Genomic DNA, 20,588 nt, shown 5'->3' on the forward strand with positions numbered 1-20,588 from the left:
CGGGGGGATAGTACGTTATAGCTGTAAATGGATGTGATCATCATGGCGAACGGCACCACAGCCATGAAAGCGGATACGGGGGTGTGATAAGCCCAGTCGTGTTCGAAGATGCGGTTCGATGAATACTTTACCGATATTGGGATGGCTGACGATGACGCTAATCAGGTTGCGGTTGAGTACTTCGTCAAACTTCAGGTTGGGGTAAGGAACGCCCAGTGTCAGGTATTTGGGATAATCATACTGGAAGTACCCGTGTGCCTTGCAAAAGGCCGTGGTGTCCTTTTCATTGTCGTGTGGGTTTTCAAAAATACCATAGCCGCTGCGTGAAGGTTTATGCGGTGTCGCTTTGCCGTCAGCCGTGAGATAGAAGAAGCTAAGATCGACCTTGCGTCCGTCATGGTGGCTCAGGTGGGGCAATAGTGGATAGTGCTTGATAAATGGAAATCCGGCGTCCAGAAAATTAACAACCGCGGTTGGATGGCGCTGCTGTAATTCGGTACTGATTTCCGCCAACACGGTATTGAGTTCCGGCGTGACATATTGGCGGTTAAGGCCGTATGTCAGCCAGTAATTGGTTGGTTTTAGCTGGGATGTGATAGCAATGGGCTCGCGGCCAAAGTAGGGAGCAACGTGCGGCACAATGGCAAAAGTGAGCAGGGTGTAAAGAGCAACGTTAAGCGTGAGTTGTACCGCAACCCCCTTGAATGGTATGAATCGACACATAACGAGTGCGAGTAAGAAGCTGATAGCCCCAATTTGGGTTGTAACCGCCAGCACCAAAAAAATAATGATGCCGATTACCGTTTTAGCCATCTTGCCTATCATATGAAAAATTCCGTTGTCGTTAATTTGGGCTATGTTCTGTTTTTTGCCAATGCTACCAATTTAACGGAATTTATTCGTCATCTCTTTGAAAGTAATGCAGATTTAAAAAGGGGCGTAGGCAAATTTCCTGTGTATTGAACGAAACCCTGTAAAAAAGCCCCAGGAACGAAAGTTACCGGGGGCTTTTCAGTGAATATCTGATATATGTGTCAGATAAAATGCAGAAAAGGGAAGCAAAACATTCCCTTCTGGGTATTACCGGTACATTAACTGCTTAGCAGCTGGGTACTGGCAATACTGCGGGTTATTCACCGCAATCGGTGCAGCTTTGTAGGGCAATTTCATGTTCGAAAACAAGTTTGCCTTCAGCTGCCATAAGTTCTGCGATCTCTTCAGTGACTGCTTGCTCATCATCAGCTTCAACTTCATTCTGAGCCAATTCTTCTTCTGAGTAGCCGTAGTAGTTCAGTAGCAGATATTCACGAGCATTTTCATCAGTGCAAGTTACGTTTACAGCGAAATCTGGTTCTACATCGCCTGCCGCCATTAGTGCAGATACTTGCTCAACGATTTCGTCTTTCATTTCAGCTGTCAGCCAGCCAAGATCCGTATCTACTTTGGTCTTTTTGCAGTTAAAACAAGGCAGTTTGTGGAAGTAGTATTGAAAATTTGCCATTGGTGTTGTTCCTAATCATGGTTTGAGCACCGATTATGCTGATTTTAGTGATAAATACTAGAGTAAAACTGAAAAGGAGTTACCAGTACGGTGTCTGTGAGTCTGGTGAGGAATGATAAGTTTGTAATATCAATTGGTTAAGCTGTTTGACTGGCTTGTTTTATCGGCGTATAAAAGGGAATAGTTGAGGGCCTTGTTTAGACCGAAACCGGGACTCGGGCTCACTTGGTGAGAAATCGCCCCGTACGCTGGCAAGGCCTTCAATCACTCTTAACGTTCATAATATGTAACCAATCAATCGGTTAAGCTGTTTGACTGGCTTGTTTTATCGGCGTATAAAAGGGAATGGTTGAAGACTTTGTGTAGATCGTAATCGGGATTCGGACTCACTTAGTGAGAAATCGCCCCGCACGCTGGCAAGGCCTTCAATCATTTCTAACGATCATAATCCGTTGTGTAACTGCTATGATTAAACATAAATTAATATTAATGCTTTTTGTTTTTGTTGCATAAATACCCTGTTTGCAATCGTGCCTGTTTTATTTCTAATGATTTATAGTTCTATAAACATTATTTGTTTATCTGGTATTCATCTTCAAAGACACATTTCAGAACCATTGGATTGGCCCATTTGATGGGGGCAGTTGTGATGTATCCTTCAGTATTAGGGCTGTAGTAGCGGTGGCGGTTGTAATGAAGCCCGCTTTCCTCGTCGCCGCTGCGTTATGAATAGCTTCCTCTGATAGTCGGCGGGTTGGTTATTTCCGTGTGCTGGAGGCGGATTGCGTCGTAGGCATAATATGATACTGGGGGTGATGGAGATGCTGAATACGGTGAACCAGCAAGCTAAGCATTAAAAACCCGCGTATGCGGGCTACTATTTAATAATTCTCTTTGTATTTACTCAATAGAGAAATCCAACCATCATCAGTGTAAATCTCTCCAGAGAGTCCATCACTGATTTCATTAATATTGGCTTTGCTTGCTCCTTCTGAACATATAAGTTCAACATCATCTTCATGCTGTTCAATCATCCACAAAAAGTTATGAATGACATCATCAATGGAGTTTACAACAACCTCTCTTATTAGAGATAACTGGTCATCACTTAAAGCAGACAGTTTCTTATTGAACTCTATAGCTGGAGTTGACTTCATTCTACCGGAAACAATCATTTCATATTTTTCAATTGCTTCATCCCGAACTTCAGTCATTAATATTTGGCCAAACTTTTCTAACAGCATGTTATTTGTCATTATCTTTCTCTTATTTATACCAAGGTATATTTATCGGTGTTTTCACTCCACTATTTCTCAAAGCATTAAGGGATTGAGCAGTTAAAAACCTTGCCATCTCTCTACTAGCGCCTCCAACCATCACAGCATCAACCGCGATTGTTGTATGCTCTTTAAGCGTAGTAGCTCTACCGCTTTGTAAATGCTTGCCTTTGATATTTAGTCATAGCCACATGATTCAAAATGTTTTCTTTCATGAATTTCTGACTTATCGAAAACCATCTTTATTGCTATTCGCCACGTGATCTTTAAATGCTACTTTCGTATGAACATGATGTCCTTTTACAGTTTTGTATGGGCCTGTTCCCTTTGTAACTATACTGTATAGAATTACATCGTACTGTTAGCTTGCTCCGAATCACGGAGCAAGATTCAGCTAAATTCTCGTCATCTAAACTCGAGCGGGACGTTTTTCAATTGTTTCTCTACACTCCAATTGTCAGGCTTTTCTTCCCCATATTCCCAGTTCGACCCGCCTTCTAGCCACTTTTTACGATATGTAACAACGCTATTTACTGAAGAGTCCTCATACCCAAATTCGACTCCACAGCAAGAACAAATCTCATAGTTCGGTGACTTTCCATCGTCACCCCAAGGTGGATCTAGCTGTATTAAACCGCACACACGGCAGGCCATTTTGTCATTGCTATTGGGCATTGAAGTACTCCAAATTTGTCCGATATCCATGCTGTGATGGCTCAGGCTTAAACATTGTCCGAGGGGTCCCATCCTTCGTCATAACCCCAAATGTATTAGACTTCTCATGACATCGTAATACATCCCCATTAGAACGAGTTTTAGTCAAAGTGCCTTTAGGTGGGCTGTTCATGAAGCTATTAGTTGCTTCAACATATTGCTTAGCGTTCTTGAGCTCAGGAAACTCCGAACCATGTTTCTTCCAATGCCCAAAAGCGTTTTGAACACCAGATATCTTCTTGGTCGATGTCCACATTGGCCCCTTTGTAACATCCGGCGGATCCATTCCCTCATCATTTTGCTCCTTAGATGAGGTGGGAGCAGCCTCTTCGCCGGGGCATGCATTTCCAACGACACATTGCAATCCCAGCGGGTCGACCCAGCCGGTGGGGTTAGGTTATATATTGGGTGTTATTGAGCCCGCTTGGCGAGGGCTTTCAAAGATAAAGATTATCGTAAACAGCTGAATATCTTTTCCGAAGACCAGGATTACCTAAGTGGTCTTCCATTACTAATTTGGCTTTCTCTGGTGCATCTCTAAGCATATATGCAGCCGTAACAAACACATACCAATGCTGTTGCTTTAATAAAAAAGCATTGGAAGATTCATATGCTTTCAACAAGTCATCAATATCTTGCATGCTTTCAAGCAAATCAACTCGCCACTTCTCGATAAAAGAACAAATGGCTATACCAACCTTAGGATAATCTTCTTGGCCTTTTGTAAACCAGCGTTCATGATTTTCTTTAGGGGCAAAAATTTCAATCGGTTGCTTAAGAAGAATATCTGGAGCATTCGCAAGCAACATTTTATTGCCATTTACAAGCTTCAAAGCCTCCTCAGATACTGAGGGTATTTTCCAAACAAAAACAGGATGAATATGCGCCTCAGCCCCATCCTCATATCTTGGGAAATAATCCGTTACAAACTCAATTTCTTGAATAGATTCCAGAAGTTTCTTCTTATATACAAGTGATCCCTTTCTTCGCTTAAAACCTAGCTTTAGTAGGGCCTGATCTACAGGCCCATCTAGCATTTTAAGCAAGTTAGTTTTTGCTTTTTTAATATCATTCATACCAATATACTATGGAACTCGAATTTCTAGTGATCGACTAACATTAATACCGCTACTTTGTCCAACTCCGACAACAGGGTTAGAAGTGTTCACACTGATCGTTATATCAGGTTCATCTGCTTTACCTCTTAGACGAGTCGTATTGTTGGTAGTACGTGTAGTGATTGTTCCAATTTCATATACATTCTTTGTAACTTCTTATTGGTTAGATGTTACAAAACCTGATAGACGATCCTCAACTTCAGAACTATCCTCCCCCATAGATTCAGCTGCTTCCTTAGCTATTTCCATCACTTCATGAGGAATCGATTTTGATTCCTCATTGATAATGTCAATAAGTGTATCTAAAGCTAGTCCGTATTCTCCAACGTCGATAAAATCCTTTACTTCTTCGACCTCCGATTCTGAAAATACATTAGCAAGTAGAGATAGTAATCGTACTAAGAAATCTTCAATGAGCTTGTAATCAGTCATTATCTTGGGTTCCTAGGTACATTAGTTGGAAAACCAGAGACAATGTCTCCATTTTTCTCCTGAATAACACGGATATCCACTCCACCTCGCGTTCCTTCAGTGATAGTTCGACCACCACGACCATTTCTGGTTACTGCATTTGGGTCTGTTGCAATATCAGATATATCATGCATGATTCTGTCATCAGACCCCCTTCAGGAAACTCACTCTTATCAGGCTTACCTGTACCCGGACGGTGGCCACCACCAGTTTTGTCGCCATCTAAGATATGTTTTCGACGCTGAGGGCTCGCAAGATCTACAAAGTCATCTACCTTCTTTGCAACATCCGGCGGATCCATTCCCTCATCATTTTGTTCCTTAGATGAGGATGACTCAGTATCTTCGCCGGGGCATGCATTTCCAACGACACATTGCAATCCCAGCGGGTCGACCCAGCCGGTGGGGTTAGGTACATATTGGGTGTTATTGAGCCCGCCTGCAAGCCCGATAGGGTCAGTTGTGATGTATCTGCCAGTATTGGGGCTGTAGTAGCGGTTGAGGTTGTAATTAAGTCCGGTTTCCTCGTCGCTGCTGTATTATGAATAGCAGCCTCTTATAGTGCAGCGGGTTGGTTATTTCCGCGTGCTGGAGGCGGATTGTGTCGTAGGCATAATATGATACTGGGGTTGATGGTAGAGATCTTATATAGCTCGATCAATGAGCTACTGTATGGTCAAGAAGCGGCTAAGGGAAGTAATAAACGCGGGCCTGCACATTAAAGAGCCCGCTAGTGCGGGCTTTTGTATCAACTATTTATTATTCGTAAATTCTTGCTGCATAAAAAATATCAGCAAAGATTTTCCAGTTTATATCACTGGGAAACTCTTTTCCTTGATTCTCATAGAAACCGTCCATGTCTTCAACCCATCCAGATACGGCCTCTAAAAATCTTGGTAAGTCTTGATTTTCCCAATCATCAGAATGATCTTTAAAGTCAGCGATCATACTTATAATAAACTTAGAAAAATCCTCCTTTGTTAATACATTATCAAGCTCATTTGCTAGTTTTGATTTCATGACAAACCGCCTCCACGGACTCTAATAGAAACACCCTCATTCTTACTCGTAAATTTGAATGCTTCATTTGCTATTTCGTCTTCGGTTGCAGGCTTTGTTCGTATTGGTACGCCAGCTTCTTGGAAAGCTTTTAACCGACGATTATCAAGAGAAAAAACTTTCCCATCCCGTTCAAAAATTCTGATTGCTGGCAAGTCATTAGCTGTTACTTTTCTTGATTTCAAGTCATCGATCAAACCTTTCAATGAACGACCATCCTTAAACGTGGCCTTAATACTATCTTGCGTAAATCGAATAGAACTTGGGTCGACTAATCCTTTTGCAACAGCCGGAGGATCCATTCCCTCATCATTTTGCTCCTTAGATGAGGTGGGAGCAGCCTCTTCACCGGGACATGCATTTCCAACGACACATTGCAATCCCAGCGGGTCGACCCAGCCGGTGGGGTTAGGTACATATTGGGTGTTATTGAGCCCGCCTGCAAGCCCGATGGGGTCAGTTGTGATGTATCTGCCAGTATTAGGGCTGTAGTAGCGGTGGCGGTTGTAATGAAGCCCGGTTTCCTCGTCGTAGTATTGCCCCTGAAAGCGCAGCGGGTTGGTGATTTCCGCAGTGTGTAGGTGGCGAATTGCGCCGTAGGCGCGGTACTGGGCAGCCCATACGCTGTTGCCTTGGCTGTCGGTTAGCTCGGTTGGGGTGCCTATCTGATCAAGGTGATAGTGGTAAACCTTGCATGCCTGTCCCTCGCCGTCGAGCATCGCGATGGGCTTGAAGCTGCCGGGCTGGTAGATATAGCTGCGGTAGTGGGCGTCGCTGGTTTCGGCTATCAGGGTATTGCCCCGCCAGACGAACTCGGTGGTAGAGGTGGCCCCGAGCTTGTCGGTGACGACTTTTTCTGTTCGGCGGCCGAAGGCATCGTACTTGTAACAGGCGCTGGTGCCGTCGGGTAGGGTGGCGTGGATCAGGCGATGCTGGCAATCGTAGCCAAAGCGGGTGACCAGCGCCTGATTTTTGCCGCGCCGCTCTGTGGTCAGGCGGCCGAATTCATCGTATTCGTAGTGGCTGTCACCCTGCATTAGTAGTTGGTTACCGGCAACGTGGCTGGGAACATCCTGCCAGTTGTTGGCACTGCCGAGGTGTTGCTGGAGCAGGTTGCCGGCCGGGTCGTGAACGAACACTTCGTTAACCGCGCCACGGCTGGCGGTGAGCCTGCCAAGTGGGTCGTAGTCAAATTGAGTGATGCCAAAACGGCTGTCGTCAATTTGGCTCAGGTTGCCGCGGGCGTCGTAGTTGTAATGGCGGCGGTGCTGGGTATTGCCATGCTGCTGGCGAACATGTGCCTGCAGGCGTCCCTGATCGTCGTAGTCGAACTGGCTGGAGATCTCCCCTTGCTGGCGCTCTCGCTCTAGCCCGGCAGTGTAGCGGTGGCGGGTCAGCAGCTGGTTATTGAGCACGATAGCCTCAAGGCTGCCGCCGGGTTGGCGTTGGTATTGAATATGATTGCGGTCGGGCAGTTGCCAGTCGGCCAGCTGGCCGACGTTATCATAGCGGTAGTACTGGGATGCCCAGCCCTGATGTTCAGCAACCAGCCGCCCGAGTGGATCGTACTGCCATGCCAGCGGGATTTCGCCGTCATCCACTGCCACCAGTTGGCCGATGCGGTCATAACGGTATGACACCTCGCGCCCGTCGGGCTGAGTCTTGCTCAACAGGCGTCCCATGGTATCGCGGCGATAGGTGGTGGTGAGCTCGCCGCCTTCGGTGCCGATTTCGGTTTTGGCGGTGAGCTTGCCGTTGTAGTCATACTGATAGCGCAGCTTGCGCCCGTCGAAGGTGGTTTCCTGCTCGACCAGCCCGTTGCCGTAATAGGTGATGTGGTATTGTTCGCCGCGCTCGTTGGTGATCTGGCTGACAAAGCGCTTGGCGTTGTCGTAGCGATAGTGTAGTACCGAGCCATCTGGGTGGGTCACGCTGCTGACTAGGTGGCTGTTGGGGGCATACTCATAATGGGTGGTAGCGCCGGATTCATCGGTGATCTGGGTAACTTTACCGTAGGCGTTGTAGCGGTAGGAACGGCGGCCGCCGCCGGGCAGGAGCACCTTGCTTAGGCGGTCGGCATCGTCCCAGTGGTATGCGGTAATACTGCCTGATGGGGAGGTTTCTTGTACGATCCGGCCGAAGATGTCATGGCGGTAGCTTGCCTCGCTGCCGTCTGGCAGGGTCTCGCCGATCAGCATACCGAGTTTGTTCCAGCGCAACCGGTGGTTGCTGCCGTCGGCGTAGCGGATCTCGCTCAGTTTGCCTTGTTCGGTGTAGTAATATTCGGTGCTATGACCGAGCGGGTCGGTTTTCTGGCTGATCTCGCCATCGCGGTTGTAGCGGTAGGTCCATGAACGTTCGTTGGCGACGACTTCGTTGATCCGGCCCTTGTCATAGTAGTAATGGGTAGCAGTGCCATCGGGGTAGATCACCGCTTCGCACTGGTGGCGCGTGTTATAGCGATAATGGGTCTGGTTGCCGAGCGGGTCGCTCTCGCTGATCAGCAGGCCGTTGTCATCGTAGGTTTTTTTGCTTACTGCGCCGTCTGGGTCAGTTTTTTCTACCAGCTTGGCATTGTCGTCGTGGGTGTAGATCTCGACGCTGCCATCGTGGCTTACCACCCGTACGCTGTGGCTGGGGTCATCCCACAGGTAGCGGGTGTCGATCCCCGTGTTGCTCCAATGCCTTAGCGCCCGTACTTGCTTGCCGCTGCCTTCCCATTGCCAGAAAAATTCGGCGCCGCCGGCCATCCGGCGCAAGGTGATAACGTTGTGGTTATCGTATTCGTAGTCTTCGCCTTCGTCGGCACTGTTGCGGGTCGCAATAAGCTGTTTGCGCTCATTGTAGCGATAGCGGGCCAGTACCCGTTCGGTGTGCCAATGAGCGTCGTTGTTCTGCTTGAGGTAAGTTCGTAATGCGAGCTGGGCCAGCAGGCCGTTGTCGTGATAGTCCAGCCATAGCCCGGTGCCTATCTGTGTCAGTATGGCTTCGGCTTGGCCGTCGTGGTTGTAGCGAACGCTCAGACGGTTGCCGTAACGGTCGGAAAAGCCGGTCAGGCGGCCACGGTTGCCCTCACGGGTAAAGTGATGGATGGGCAAGTCACCTTGTACTAGAAGGAATTCGTTGGTCTCGCGGCCGAGATAGAGGGCGGCATCGGCCATCGGGTTGATGATGGCGGGAGCATTTTCAGTGGCCAGCGGGAAGCGGGTTAGTTTGTTCTCCTGATCGTGCCAGACAACATCGTTACCGTCGAAGATCAAATGCTGGCAAAGGGAGTGGCTCCAGCCAAAGCCCAGTTCGCTTGCGTGCTCGGCGGCTGTTGTCCGGTACTGGCGTGAGAAGGTAAAAGGCAGTGGCCCTGCGAGGGTGAAATCGTCAATTTCGAGCAGCTCTTCGCCGGTGACCATAGAGACAGGGCAACCGTTTTTGCAGGTTTTGCCCGTCGATTGAGTGCAGTTACCCGCTAAGTCTTCCGAGGGTTTGGCATGGGTCTGGTCGTTATTGCTGTCGGTTTCGGTTAGGTGCGTGTATGAACTTTTATGTACACTATTTTTTACTTCGCCGTCTTTGCCCACACTCATGGACGAAATGCCGTTGAGATGGGTCGCCGTATATTCTTTGTTTCTGCCGACAAATTTGATAGCGAGATCGAAGAACTCTTTGAGCTTGTCGAGGATGGGTTCAAGCACCGAGTAGATGCGTTTGCCGACTTTGATCATTAAGAACGCCATGCCTACTGCCGGGCTGGCGATAAAGCTGATGGCGATACCGCCGAGGATACCGAATATCAAGTCCACGATCGCTCTGCCGCCTTCTTTAGCCAGCGCATCGAGCACGGTTTCGAGGGGGATCATGGTAATGAAGTCGATCACTGCGTTGGCCATCAGGAACATGGCGGCCTCGTCAGAGACAAACAGTAGGGCTTGCTGGGTTTTGCCCGGTGCGCTTTGTACCGCCGCTTTAATATCTTCAATGATGTCGCTGGTGGCCTCCTTGAGCGAGGACAGGGCCTTGACGGGATCACACAACAGTTCAAAGAGGGCTTTTATTTCGCCCCATGTTGCTTTTAGGGCATCCCAGCCCGAGCTCAAAAGAGTGACGACCAGATCTTTGAGCTTATCAAGCAGGGTGCTGTTGCTCAGGGCTAGCCACTGGGGCTTGTAGGTGCCGTCCCATTGGGTTTTCAGCCATTGCTGCAGGTCACCGGCCATCGTTTGGTAGTTGCTGAAAAGGCTGTCAAAGGTGGCCTGGGTTGGGGCATGGTCAATTACGATTCGGTAGGGAGTACCCGGCTTTAATCCTGTGAATACCGTTTTTCCGCTGCTATCGCTTGTTTTTGTGTGTTTGTCGTTGGGATCATTTTCAGATACCACGGTGACGGGAATGCCGCTGATTGGGGTATCGTAAATCGATTCGAACTGGTTGTGGACGGTCAGGTCGCCGTTTTTCGAGCATTTGGCAACGGTTTCGTAGTTGTCGTCGTCTTTGTCCAGCGCTGCCTCTTGTTTGCCGTTAACGTATACCAGTCGGTCCATGTCAAACTGCGAGCGGACGTCTCTGCCGTGGTTAATATAGTCGGCGGTATCGACCAACCAGTGTTCGGCGACTTCACGGTATTGCTCGACAAGGGTAGGGTATCGGGTCAACTGGTGTTCGACGTAGGTGATTTGTTCTTGTACGTTGGCATTGGTCATAGCAGTTGCCGGCTTTCCTTTTCAATCCATTGAATAAAATGGGTGCGGGTTTCCTCACTGGCTCCCCGGTAGTGCCGGATGAAGTGCGTGGTTTTGTGCACCAACTGCAATGGGGCAAATACGTTGGCGAGATCGGGCCTTGAGCTGTGAAGATCGGTGATCAAATTAGTGATGAGGGTGTCTTGGCTTTCGGCTGCGAGCTGTTTGGTCACGCTTTGGGGCACATCCCACCACGGGAATGGTTTGGCAGGAGCGGGTTCGCTGGCACTGTCACGGATGATCTGGCGCTGGTGGCAAAGCCATGCCGAGGTCGGGCCCATTAACTTGGTCTGCTCGGCAGGGTCACACAGCTCGGCTACCCTGATCCCATAGCGGGGATCGAAAAAACGGAAGAACCCGTATTGGCTGCTGGATATCCAAACTTGGGTCAGGCTCTGGAAATGGTCATAGACCGTATCGAAGTCGTAAGGGGAGAGCACGAACATTCCCCAGTCTTTGGGCTGGGCTTGTTCTACCCAGTCAACAAACGGGTCGTCGACGGGCAGGGCGATAAGGGTCGGCATTACCTCGAACCAATTTCGATAGGGTGTGCCAAGCCAAAGTGGCTTGTTATGGCTGTTGGCCGACGAGCTAAAATGCGACAAGGGCTTGCTAGGGCTGGTCTGGTTAGTAATGGCATACAGGTGTAATCCATTCTCCAGTGCTGCCATAAGCCTTGGCCGAAGTGATGACTTACTCAAAGGCTGCACTCCCCGTTTTTGCATGCTTCGCATTCTTGGCAGAAAGGCGCTGCGGCTTTGAGCGTGGCGATTTGCAGCGGCGTGAGCTCGGCATCTTTAACCTTGGGGGGCGGAGCCAGCTTGTCGGGCAGTGTCGGTGCTTGTCCCTGATAGCCGCTGCCGTTGCCGGCACTGCCGCCGGAGTTGCATCGAATTACCCCACCGTGCATTTTTACCCCTGAAGGGTCGATTTTGACCAAGCTACCACCTGCTTTTACGGTGATTTCTGTTCCCGCTTCGAGAATCACCTTGCTGCCTGCCTTGATGTGGATTTCCTTGCCGGAATCAGAAATCCATGCCTTGCCCTGTTTGAGGTGGAGGCTGCCATCGACAATCAGGGTCATATCCCCTTTGGTATGGTGGCGTGACTCGCCGTCGACGGTGAGGTGCTCGCTGGCTTTGATATGGGTGATCCGGTTGTTGCCGACTTCTAGGTGACGGTCATGTTTAACGACATCGATTTGGTCGTTACCCACTTGGATTTGGGTGTCTTTCTGGGCATGAACGAAAATTTCTTCGCTACCGGCCTGATCTTCGAACCGTACTTCGTTATACCCATCGCCCTGATGGGTTTCGGTGCGCAGTACTGTGCGGGTTTTGTTGTCCGGCAGCGAATAGGGTGGGGTATTGCTGGCATGGTAGGTTCGGCCGGTGATAATCGGCTGGTCTGGATCGCCCTCGAGAAAGCTGACGATCACTTCATTGCCGATCCGGGGAACCGTTACCATGCCGTATTGACTCCCCGCCCATCCCTGTGAAACCCGGATCCAACAGCTGGCTTTGTCGTTGTTGTCGCTGTATCTGTCCCAGGGGAATTGGACTTTTACCCGGCCAAATTCGTCGCAATAAATTTCTTCGCCCGCGGGGCCGACCACCGTTGCCATCTGGGGGCCGTCAACTCGGGGTTTGGTATTGGCTGCCGGCCGCCACTGGCGGTGGCCGGGAATGGCGGTGGCCGGGAATGGCGGTGAACTGGTTATGGTAGCGGGTCATACCATTGCCCCCTGCCTGTTCGAGTGCCTGCGGCTGACTGCCGCTGTGCCGGATACTAACGGGTAGCCAGTCTCGGTTGCAATCGGGCTCGGGGTGTTCACCGAGTACGAACTTTACCCCGCTCAGAAGTTGGGGGATATTGCTGCTGCCCGTCGCGGTAATCGTGTCTCGGCGCAGGCTTTCACAGCGGTACTGGGTAAATGGCTTGCCGCAGGCATCACTCTTGAAACGGCCGGGGTAATCGAAGTGTTCGATCGGGGTTTTCTGGAACGTCGTTTCGGCCCCTTGTGCCGTATGCTGGAAATGGTAGGCTGGATTTTTGAAGCTGTAGTCGCTCAGTTGTACCGATGTTGCCGCGCTGCGGGTATGGCGGGCAAATTGGCGCACATAGGGCCGTCCGGCTGTTCCGCCAGCCATGGCATTGTAGGGTTGCCATTGGGAAAGCAAGGGCTGCTGTTGGCAGTCGTCGCTGAAAATGACAATATTTTTGCCTTCTTTGTGGCTAAAGTAATAGAACAGACCTTCTTCAGCGGCCAACCGTTCGATGAATGCCAGATCGCTCTCGCGATATTGGACGCAGTACTCCCTCGGCTGATATTCGTTTTTTAAGGCGAATAGGTAGTCGGTGATCCCCATTTCCTGCAGTAGAACAGAAATAATTTCCGGGGTCGTATGCTGTTGGAAGATCCGGCTGTTGCGGCGCAGGGTAGCGCGAAATAGCGGTGGGACCAGAGTTAGGGAATAGAAGGTATGGTGGTGGCCGCTGTCACCGATGGCGAATTGGCTGGCGATGCCGTGCCATTGCTGCTGTTTTTCGCCGTGGTGCCAGATGGTGAGTGAGACCGGACGGTCGACAACCTGCTGAGCTGTGATGGATTCTTGCTGGCTGGCCAGTTCTATATCGAATGCGAAGGCTGCCGATAGGCTCTCTTGCCCTTCGAAGCCGATGACCGCGAAGGTTTCCGGATCTAACCCTTCGATCTTGATCGTAAATTGTAATCCTGTTCCGTTTGAACCCGTACCTTGCGTCATGTGCTTCCTTTCTCTGGCCGTTCGCGAATGGTGTCTACTTTTGGTTTCGCGGACTTCATTAAACGCAATAATCAGGCCATATTTAATGATGCTTAAGTCATTGATATTTTGATGTTTGAATAGGTGTTTAGTTGAGTTTGACGCGGGGTTTGACAATGTCGGGCAATATCTTGCTTGCTGGGCAAAAAATTGCTCATGCTGGGTGGGAAGATTTTGGGGGGAGAAGGTAGGATGACCGGATAACTTAGATACGGCAATCTAGAGACAAAAACGCCCTGCAATTGCAGGGCGATGGTTAGTGAGTTTTGGGGTATCTCTAGAGCAACAACAGTTTGGCTGTGCCTAGGAAAGCAAAGAAGCCGACCACGTCGGTGACGGTGGTGAGTACCACAGAGCCAGCAAGGGCCGGGTCGAGGTTGAATTTGTCCAGTGCAACCGGGATTAGTACCCCGAACAGGGCGGCGGTAATAATATTGATGACAATACCGACCGCGATAACGGCACCGATAATCGGATCTTGGAACCAAAGACCAGCCATCAGGCCTATTAGCACCGCCCAGAGCACCCCGTTCAGAAAACCGATACCGCATTCATTGCGTAGCAACGACCAGCGGTTACCGGCGGTGACCTGGTTGAGGGCCATGCCTCGGATCATCAAGGTGAGGGTTTGGCTACCGGCAATGCCGCCCATTGATGCGACGATTGGCATCAGGATGGCCAGTGCGACAACCTGGGCAATGACATCCTCGAACAGGCTGATGGTCATCGAGGCCAGCACTGCGGTGAGCAGGTTGATCCCGAGCCAGACGGCACGCTTCTTGGCACTTTTGGTGATGGGGGCGAACAGGTCATCCTCTTCGCTCATACCGGCGTTGGCCATCAGAGTGCTTTCGTAGTTTTCCCGCATTAGCTCAGGGGCCAGATGAAGGTCAATATCGCCGACAATCGCATGGTTTTCATCGACGATTGGCAGACTGAAGCGCTGGCTGTGTTCAATCGCCTCGACTGCCTCGGTCAACGAGGCATCGTCTTCTAGCACCGGGCAATCGGTATCGGCGAGGGTGCTCAGTTTGTCGAGCGGTTCGGCTTCCATCAATTGCTGGTAGTTGACGGCCCCGACGAACCGTTTGCTGCGGGTAACCACATAAATCGGTGCCGGGTAGTGGTAGCCGTAGCGTTCGAGCAGGACCTTGGCTCGTTTTACAGAGATACCCTGCGGCAGTGAAATCACCTTGGGATTGGCATAACGGCCGATCTCTTCGTCGCTGTATTGGTTGGCGCGATCAAATAGCTCGAGATCTTCTTTGCTGAGCATTTCGATAGCGCGGTCGATGATCTCCTCGGGCAACGAGTCGGCCCACTCGATCAGCGAAAGGTTGTCGATTTTTGCCAGTACCAGATTCAGCTCGGCTTCACTGAGTGATTGGATCACCCATTCTCGGGTGTCGGCGCGCATCGCTGTCAGGACATCGACGTGATCGTTGAGGGGAAGCTGGCGCCATAGTTCCATACGCTGGTCAAGCGGCAGGGCTTCGAGCAAGGTGGCGAACGAACCGGCTTCGAGTTGTTGTATTTCCGGTTCGTTGAAAATCAGTCGCTGTTCGTCAACGTCGGCTGACGATATACGTTCAATGAGAAGGCTTAAATCTAAAGTGTGGCTCATGCATGTATCCTTGTCGCCATCTGTTCCTGGCGGCCGAGCGGGTCTGTGCGTATTAATTTGTTATTGTGCGGTGGGCGATGATTGCCCGGCGCCTACCATACCATTTTGATAGGGTTTTTATGACTGTTTCTGAAGGTATTTCTTTGTCTTGGTTGGAATTTACCGTGGATATTCATATAAAGCACTTTACGAGCAGGGTGAAGCAGTTATCATGTCGGCGTGGATGTATTTAGCCTTAAATTTTTATAAATCATTCGTTTACGGTATAAATCACCGCTGATTGATAAAGCAGGAAAGGAAAATGACAATGAAGTTAACCAAAGGTGTTTTGGTTTTGGCTGGTTTGGCGTTGCTGGCTGGATGTGAAGAAGAAGAAACAGAAGTGATTGAACCGGTAAATATCCGTGGCTATATCCAGAAGACGAATATCGACAAGGGTTTTGTTGAGGTCTACCCGGATCGCCAGCCTGCAGGGACAACGGTACGGTTTGATATTTCGTCAAAAATTCCTGTTTACTTTGTGAAAAACGGTGGGGGCGAGGTTCCTCTGCCGATTAAAGATGGCGTCAGCCAGATGAAAGGCCTGTTAGGTGGGGTTTTCTCTGAGTTTACCGTGATTGATGATGATATCTCATATTTTCGGGATCCGGCCAAGCCGGGTAACCAGAATGACTGGCAACAGTCGAGCAAGCTGAACCAGTTTTATGCCAAACATGGTATCGAATATGGGTTGGTATTCGCCGAAGGGACGGCTTTTTGGGATCCTGAAATGGAAAGCGATCCTGAAAAAATGTGTGCCAATGCCTCTTCCGCACCTTATAACGGCGGCCTGTCCATTGAGATTGACCCGAATACCGGCTTGTTCAGCACCGATCATGTCGCTTGGGTAAATTTGGGCAATGGTCAGTGCGAGTGGGACTCCGATATTGTGATCCATGAGATGGCCCACAACCTCGGTCTGTTCAACCACTTTGAGCCCTACTACGGCAAATGGTCAACAGCGGCCGAGCAGGTGATTCGGAACCTTTACAGCAACCCGGCGGGCCTGACACCGGAAAATATGCTGATCGTCGAATAATCGCGTGAGGCAAATAGGGTAATAAAGAAACGGTGCAGTGATGCACCGTTTTTTGATCATGCTGGGATCCTTTTCGGGCACTCACTATTTACGTTTGGCTTCGTGGGGCTATTCTACGTAAAAATATCAAGAATAAATTGGTGTTGATACCCAGTTGTGACGTTGTCACCTAAAATGGTTGTATATCTCAAATAAAACACCCCGCGTTAAGCGGGGTGCTGTTATATGGCGGTGTGTTTTAGCCGAACATCAGGGTGTAGAGGTAACCCGCACCGATGGCCATGCCCAGAATCACGGCCAGGAAGGCGGCAATCATTTGGTTTTTGAAAATTGATTTCAGCAAAATCACCTCTGTCAGACTGGCTCCTGCGCTGCCGATGATCAGTGCCATTACCGATCCCATTGCCATTCCTTTCTTTACAAGTGCCGCACTTAGCGGGATCACTGCCTCTGCTCGGATATAGAGCGGAATACCGATAACCGCCGCAACAGGAATCGCATACCAGCTGGCGTTACCTGCGTATTTGGCAATCAGATCCGTTGGAATAAAGCCGTAGATGAACGAGCCGATTGCAATGCCCATTAGCAGGTAGGGCAAAACTTGTTTGAAGTCTTTCCACGTTGCCCGCCAGATCCGCAGCCAGCGGCTCTCCTCTTTTACATTGACGCTGCTTGTATCACAGCATGCCGTAGCTGCTGGGGCAGCTGTTGTGCAGCATGATACTGGTGATGCAGATGAGATGGTTGCCTGTGCCAACGCCATGTCAGGTTTTGGGCTGCAGCAGCTGCCAGTATCTACAGGGGCTTTGGTAACGGGTTTCTGCTTGCTATCACTACAGGTGCTACCGCAGCTTGAGGCCGAACTTGACTCATAGGCTTCCTTGCGGACGTAGCGTTCAAAGCCGAGTTTTTCGAGCACGAAACCAGCTGATACGGAAACCAACAGGGCAACCAGGAAATAGAATACGGCGACCTTAACGCCAAAGGTGATGACAAACAGGCCAATGATCACTGGGTTGAGCAGTGGGCTGGCAAATAAGAACACCAACATCGGGCCGAATCCAGCCCGGGCGCGCAACAAGCCTTTGAGGAAAGGGATGGTCGAGCACGAACAAAATGGTGTGATGGCACCGAGTAGGGCGGCAACAATATAGCCTTTGCCTTTTTTCGAACTCAGGATTGACTGGATTTTCTCGGGTGTCAGAAATTCCTGTAATACGCCAACCAGATAGCTGATGACGAGGAAGAGAACGGTAAGCTCGGCCGCAAGAAACAGAAACATATCGGCTGCTTCTTTGAACATGGTAGTCATATCAGGGCTCATTGGGATTTCCTATAACTAATATTTCGATATGTGTCGAAATATAATCCCGAGCTTCTTTGTCGTCAAATATTAATTTCGATAAAAATCGAAATATATGCCAATTTAAGATTATCAATTTGAAATATAAGGCATTAAATTTTCACCCTGACAGCAGGGATGGGTGGGTTCGTGGATCAAAGATAAAGTGATTGCGTGCAGAGTGTGGTTGAGCCGAGAAAAAGGCAAAAAAAAACCTCACCCGGAGAGGGGTGAGGCGTGTGAAGCTACATGACTGGTGAAGGTAATCGGTACGTATACCCAATTTCATTTAGCATGCCGACAACAAAGATAGTGGAAATACAATAACCCCAAGGGGTTTAAGAGAGATTAGATCATCGTTAGGTCAGGCTCCCCGCCGAAAGCGGGGAGCAGTCGTCCTTACAGGGCAGACTCTTTGATACAAAGAACGTGGTATTTACCGCCTTCTTTCTCAGCCCCTTCGGTTTCGTGTTCGAAGCCAGGGAATTCGTCATCCCATGCTTCCAGTGCTTTCAGGTACTTGATCTGGGCACTGTTTTCGCTACCGAAGTTCTCACCGCCCATTAGCATTGGGATGCCTGGTGGGTAAGGGATCACAGAGTGCGCTGCAACGCGGCCTTCAAGCTTATCCGAGGCAACCATCTCTACGTCACCGGCAACAATGTGCTGGTAGGCTGTACGAGGTTTCAACTCGATTTCCGGTAGGCTTGAGTACGCTTCGTTCAATACCTGAGCAGGGTTGTGACGAACAAGGTATTGGAACATACGGTCACCAAGGTCACGCAGGCCTAGGCCTTTGTAAACTTCCGGAGCGCTCTCTACCAATTCAGGCAGGATGGTTTCCAAAGAAGCATTGGCATCGTAGTGACGCTTGAACGATAGCAGGGTGTTAACCAGTGTATCGCGCTTACCTTTGGTGATACCCATTGAGAACAGGAACATTACCTGGAAGTCAGTGGTACGGGTCGGAACGATACCGAAACGGCCAAGGTAGGCACTTACTAGCGCCGCAGGTACGCCTTTGTCAAGGAACTGACCTTTGTCGTCTAGGCCTGGAGTTAGCAGGCTGACTTTGATTGGGTCAAGCATACACCAGTTGTCGTCGACATGGTCGAAGCCGTGCCACTGGTCGCCAGGGTGTAGCTTCCAGTTGTCCTGTACGGTCATTAGCGATTCAACAGAGGCGTTTTCGAACTTCACTTTCTCGCCGTTGGTTTCGGTAACGATTTCCGCGTTCCACGGCTTGAAGAACCAGTCACCGTCGGTTGTGTAGTCGTTGAACAGCTTACGAACGTTTTGGCGGAAGATAACAGCCTCGCGGATCACTTCGCTGGTCAGGGACAGGCCGCTCTGGCCTTTCATCATATTGGCAGCTACGTCGTTAGATGCACAGATCGCATATAGCGGCGATGTTGAGGTGTGCATCATGTACGCTTGGTTGAAGCGGTCGAAGTCGATAGCGTCTTCACCGTTGCGGACGTGGATGTAAGATGCCTGAGACAGTGCGTTCAGGAGCTTGTGTGTTGAGTGCGTTGCAAATACGGTTGGGCCTTGGTGGTCAGAGGCGTCACCGCGCATTGCGTAGTGTCCTTTGTAAATCGGGTTGAAGCGAGCGTAACCGAACCATGCTTCATCCATGTGGATGCGGTTTGAGCTTTCGGAAAGCAGTGATTCTGCGTGTTCTGAGTTGTAGCACATACCGTCGTAGGTACAGTTGGTCACAACGGCGTAGCGAGGTGATTTGCCAGCAAAGTCTTTGGTCAGCTTGCCTTCGGCAATGCGCTGTTCGATAGACGCGGCTGCCATGGTTGATTTGCTGATTGGGCCGATAATGCCGTAGCAGTTGCGGCTTGGTGTCATGTAAACAGGGCGGGCACCGGTCAGGATCAGGCCTTGCTCGATTGATTTGTGGCAGTTACGGTCGATGATGGCGATATCATCGTCTTTCAGACACGCCTGCATGATAGTACGGTTAGAACCAGAGGTACCGACAATACCTGAGTATGACTGGTGAGCGCCGAAGATCTTGGCAGCTTCAGTTTCGCTGTCTTTGAATGCGCCGGTGTGGTCAAGCAGGGAGCCTAGCGAGGCACGTTCAATACCCATATCTGAGCGGAACAGGTTTTCGCCGTAGAACTGGTAGAACTGGTTGCCTGCTGGTGTTTTGGTAAAACCGATACCGCCTTGGTGGCCAGGTGCTGACCATGAATATTCATGAACGTCGTTGTACTGCATCATGGCTTTCATTAGCGGCGGCAGAACTTGTTCGCGGTAGCGTTTCATCGCGGCAACAATACGGCCGGCAACGAAATCAGCGGTGTCTTCCAGTACGGAGTAACATTCGTCAACACGTTCCATCAGTTTGCGGTTGGCAAGGATGGATGTGCGTTCGCGTTCGGCTAGCAGGAATACAGGTACTTCTGGCTGGCGGTCTTGCAGGCTGGTTAGAAGCTCGATTTCGTCATTGGACTGAAGGATTTGCTCTTCAGATTTGTCTAGGGTCAAAACCAGGCTGTCAATTTGAGTCGCCATAATCACAGCTTTTGCATCTTCGTATGACGTTGCTGAGATAATTTCAATTGAACGGTCAGTTAACTCATCGATAAGGGTACGTGTTGTACGACCGGCATAGCTGCTCGCATCGATGCTTTGCGGCTCTACAACCAGAGTGCGCATTTTGCTGAAGTTGTTGCTCATAATAATTACCTAATAAATCTTATGCAGGTTGTGCTAGGTTAATTTCAGCGTCAACTTGGATGGTCTTAATAATTACATTTAAGAGACCAGGCAGTGTGTTAACGTAATTTTGTTGCGGGTTATTTATTTTATTACCCTCAATAAATAACCCGACTTATTTTGTATAGGACT

Annotated in this window: 14 protein-coding genes and 1 pseudogene; 1 reads left to right on the forward strand and 14 read right to left on the reverse strand. The window is 49.7% G+C overall.

From position 1 onward, the window contains the following. Positions 1 to 15 precede the first annotated feature (15 nt). From ACSF8X_RS23045 to ACSF8X_RS23100, 12 genes and pseudogenes are all read right to left on the reverse strand, one after another. Positions 16 to 813 (reverse strand): hypothetical protein, encoded by a 798-nt coding sequence (locus ACSF8X_RS23045; RefSeq protein ID WP_500851629.1) that lies wholly within the window; start codon positions 811 to 813, stop codon positions 16 to 18. 316 nt (positions 814 to 1,129) lie between these two features. Beyond that, a complete protein-coding gene (locus ACSF8X_RS23050) occupies positions 1,130 to 1,501 on the reverse strand; it encodes a hypothetical protein (protein ID WP_047879580.1) in 372 nt (123 codons plus the stop codon). Between the two features lie 881 nt (positions 1,502 to 2,382). After that, the gene (locus tag ACSF8X_RS23055; protein WP_500851630.1) at positions 2,383 to 2,757 is read right to left on the reverse strand and encodes a hypothetical protein; all 375 of its coding nucleotides are present in this window, start codon (positions 2,755 to 2,757) and stop codon (positions 2,383 to 2,385) included. A 1,172-nt stretch (positions 2,758 to 3,929) separates the two neighbouring features. Further along, the gene (locus ACSF8X_RS23060) at positions 3,930 to 4,568 is read right to left on the reverse strand and encodes a hypothetical protein (protein WP_500851631.1); all 639 of its coding nucleotides are present in this window, start codon (positions 4,566 to 4,568) and stop codon (positions 3,930 to 3,932) included. Between the two features lie 198 nt (positions 4,569 to 4,766). Then, entirely contained in the window at positions 4,767 to 5,042 is a 276-nt protein-coding gene (locus ACSF8X_RS23065; protein ID WP_500851632.1) for a MafI family immunity protein, read from the reverse strand. Positions 5,043 to 5,172: 130 nt separating this feature from the next. Then, a pseudogene (locus tag ACSF8X_RS23070) lies at positions 5,173 to 5,553 on the reverse strand (RHS repeat-associated core domain-containing protein); the annotation flags it as partial. Positions 5,554 to 5,839: 286 nt separating this feature from the next. Next, positions 5,840 to 6,100, reverse strand: coding sequence for a DUF7660 family protein (locus ACSF8X_RS23075; RefSeq protein WP_500851633.1), 261 nt, complete (start codon positions 6,098 to 6,100; stop codon positions 5,840 to 5,842). Continuing rightward, a complete protein-coding gene (locus ACSF8X_RS23080) occupies positions 6,097 to 10,833 on the reverse strand; it encodes an RHS repeat-associated core domain-containing protein (RefSeq protein WP_500851634.1) in 4,737 nt (1,578 codons plus the stop codon). The genes ACSF8X_RS23075 and ACSF8X_RS23080 overlap by 4 nt, the downstream gene beginning before the upstream one ends. Next, on the reverse strand, positions 10,830 to 11,573 hold the full coding sequence (locus ACSF8X_RS23085; RefSeq protein WP_500851635.1) for a DUF4123 domain-containing protein: 744 nt from the start codon (positions 11,571 to 11,573) through the stop codon (positions 10,830 to 10,832). Before ACSF8X_RS23085 ends, ACSF8X_RS23080 begins: the two co-directional genes overlap by 4 nt. Beyond that, on the reverse strand, positions 11,570 to 12,496 hold the full coding sequence (locus ACSF8X_RS23090; protein ID WP_500851636.1) for a type VI secretion system Vgr family protein: 927 nt from the start codon (positions 12,494 to 12,496) through the stop codon (positions 11,570 to 11,572). The genes ACSF8X_RS23085 and ACSF8X_RS23090 overlap by 4 nt, the downstream gene beginning before the upstream one ends. Before the next feature lie 10 nt (positions 12,497 to 12,506). Further along, positions 12,507 to 13,637, reverse strand: coding sequence for a type VI secretion system tip protein TssI/VgrG (gene tssI / locus ACSF8X_RS23095; RefSeq protein ID WP_500851637.1), 1,131 nt, complete (start codon positions 13,635 to 13,637; stop codon positions 12,507 to 12,509). Between the two features lie 316 nt (positions 13,638 to 13,953). After that, a complete protein-coding gene (locus tag ACSF8X_RS23100; protein ID WP_500851638.1) occupies positions 13,954 to 15,300 on the reverse strand; it encodes a magnesium transporter in 1,347 nt (448 codons plus the stop codon). A gap of 307 nt (positions 15,301 to 15,607) precedes the next feature. Between ACSF8X_RS23100 and ACSF8X_RS23105 the strand changes: the two genes are divergently transcribed. Then, complete coding sequence (locus tag ACSF8X_RS23105; RefSeq protein ID WP_053062505.1) at positions 15,608 to 16,378, forward strand: hypothetical protein; 771 nt, start codon at positions 15,608 to 15,610, stop codon at positions 16,376 to 16,378. A 238-nt stretch (positions 16,379 to 16,616) separates the two neighbouring features. Here ACSF8X_RS23105 and ACSF8X_RS23110 read toward each other — a convergent pair whose 3' ends face one another. Then, positions 16,617 to 17,702, reverse strand: coding sequence for a permease (locus tag ACSF8X_RS23110; RefSeq protein WP_500851639.1), 1,086 nt, complete (start codon positions 17,700 to 17,702; stop codon positions 16,617 to 16,619). Between the two features lie 417 nt (positions 17,703 to 18,119). Then, entirely contained in the window at positions 18,120 to 20,417 is a 2,298-nt protein-coding gene (adiA, locus tag ACSF8X_RS23115; RefSeq protein WP_500851640.1) for an arginine decarboxylase, read from the reverse strand. Between the last annotated feature and the right edge of the window lie 171 nt (positions 20,418 to 20,588).

It is taken from the genome of Photobacterium panuliri, from assembly GCF_059920555.1.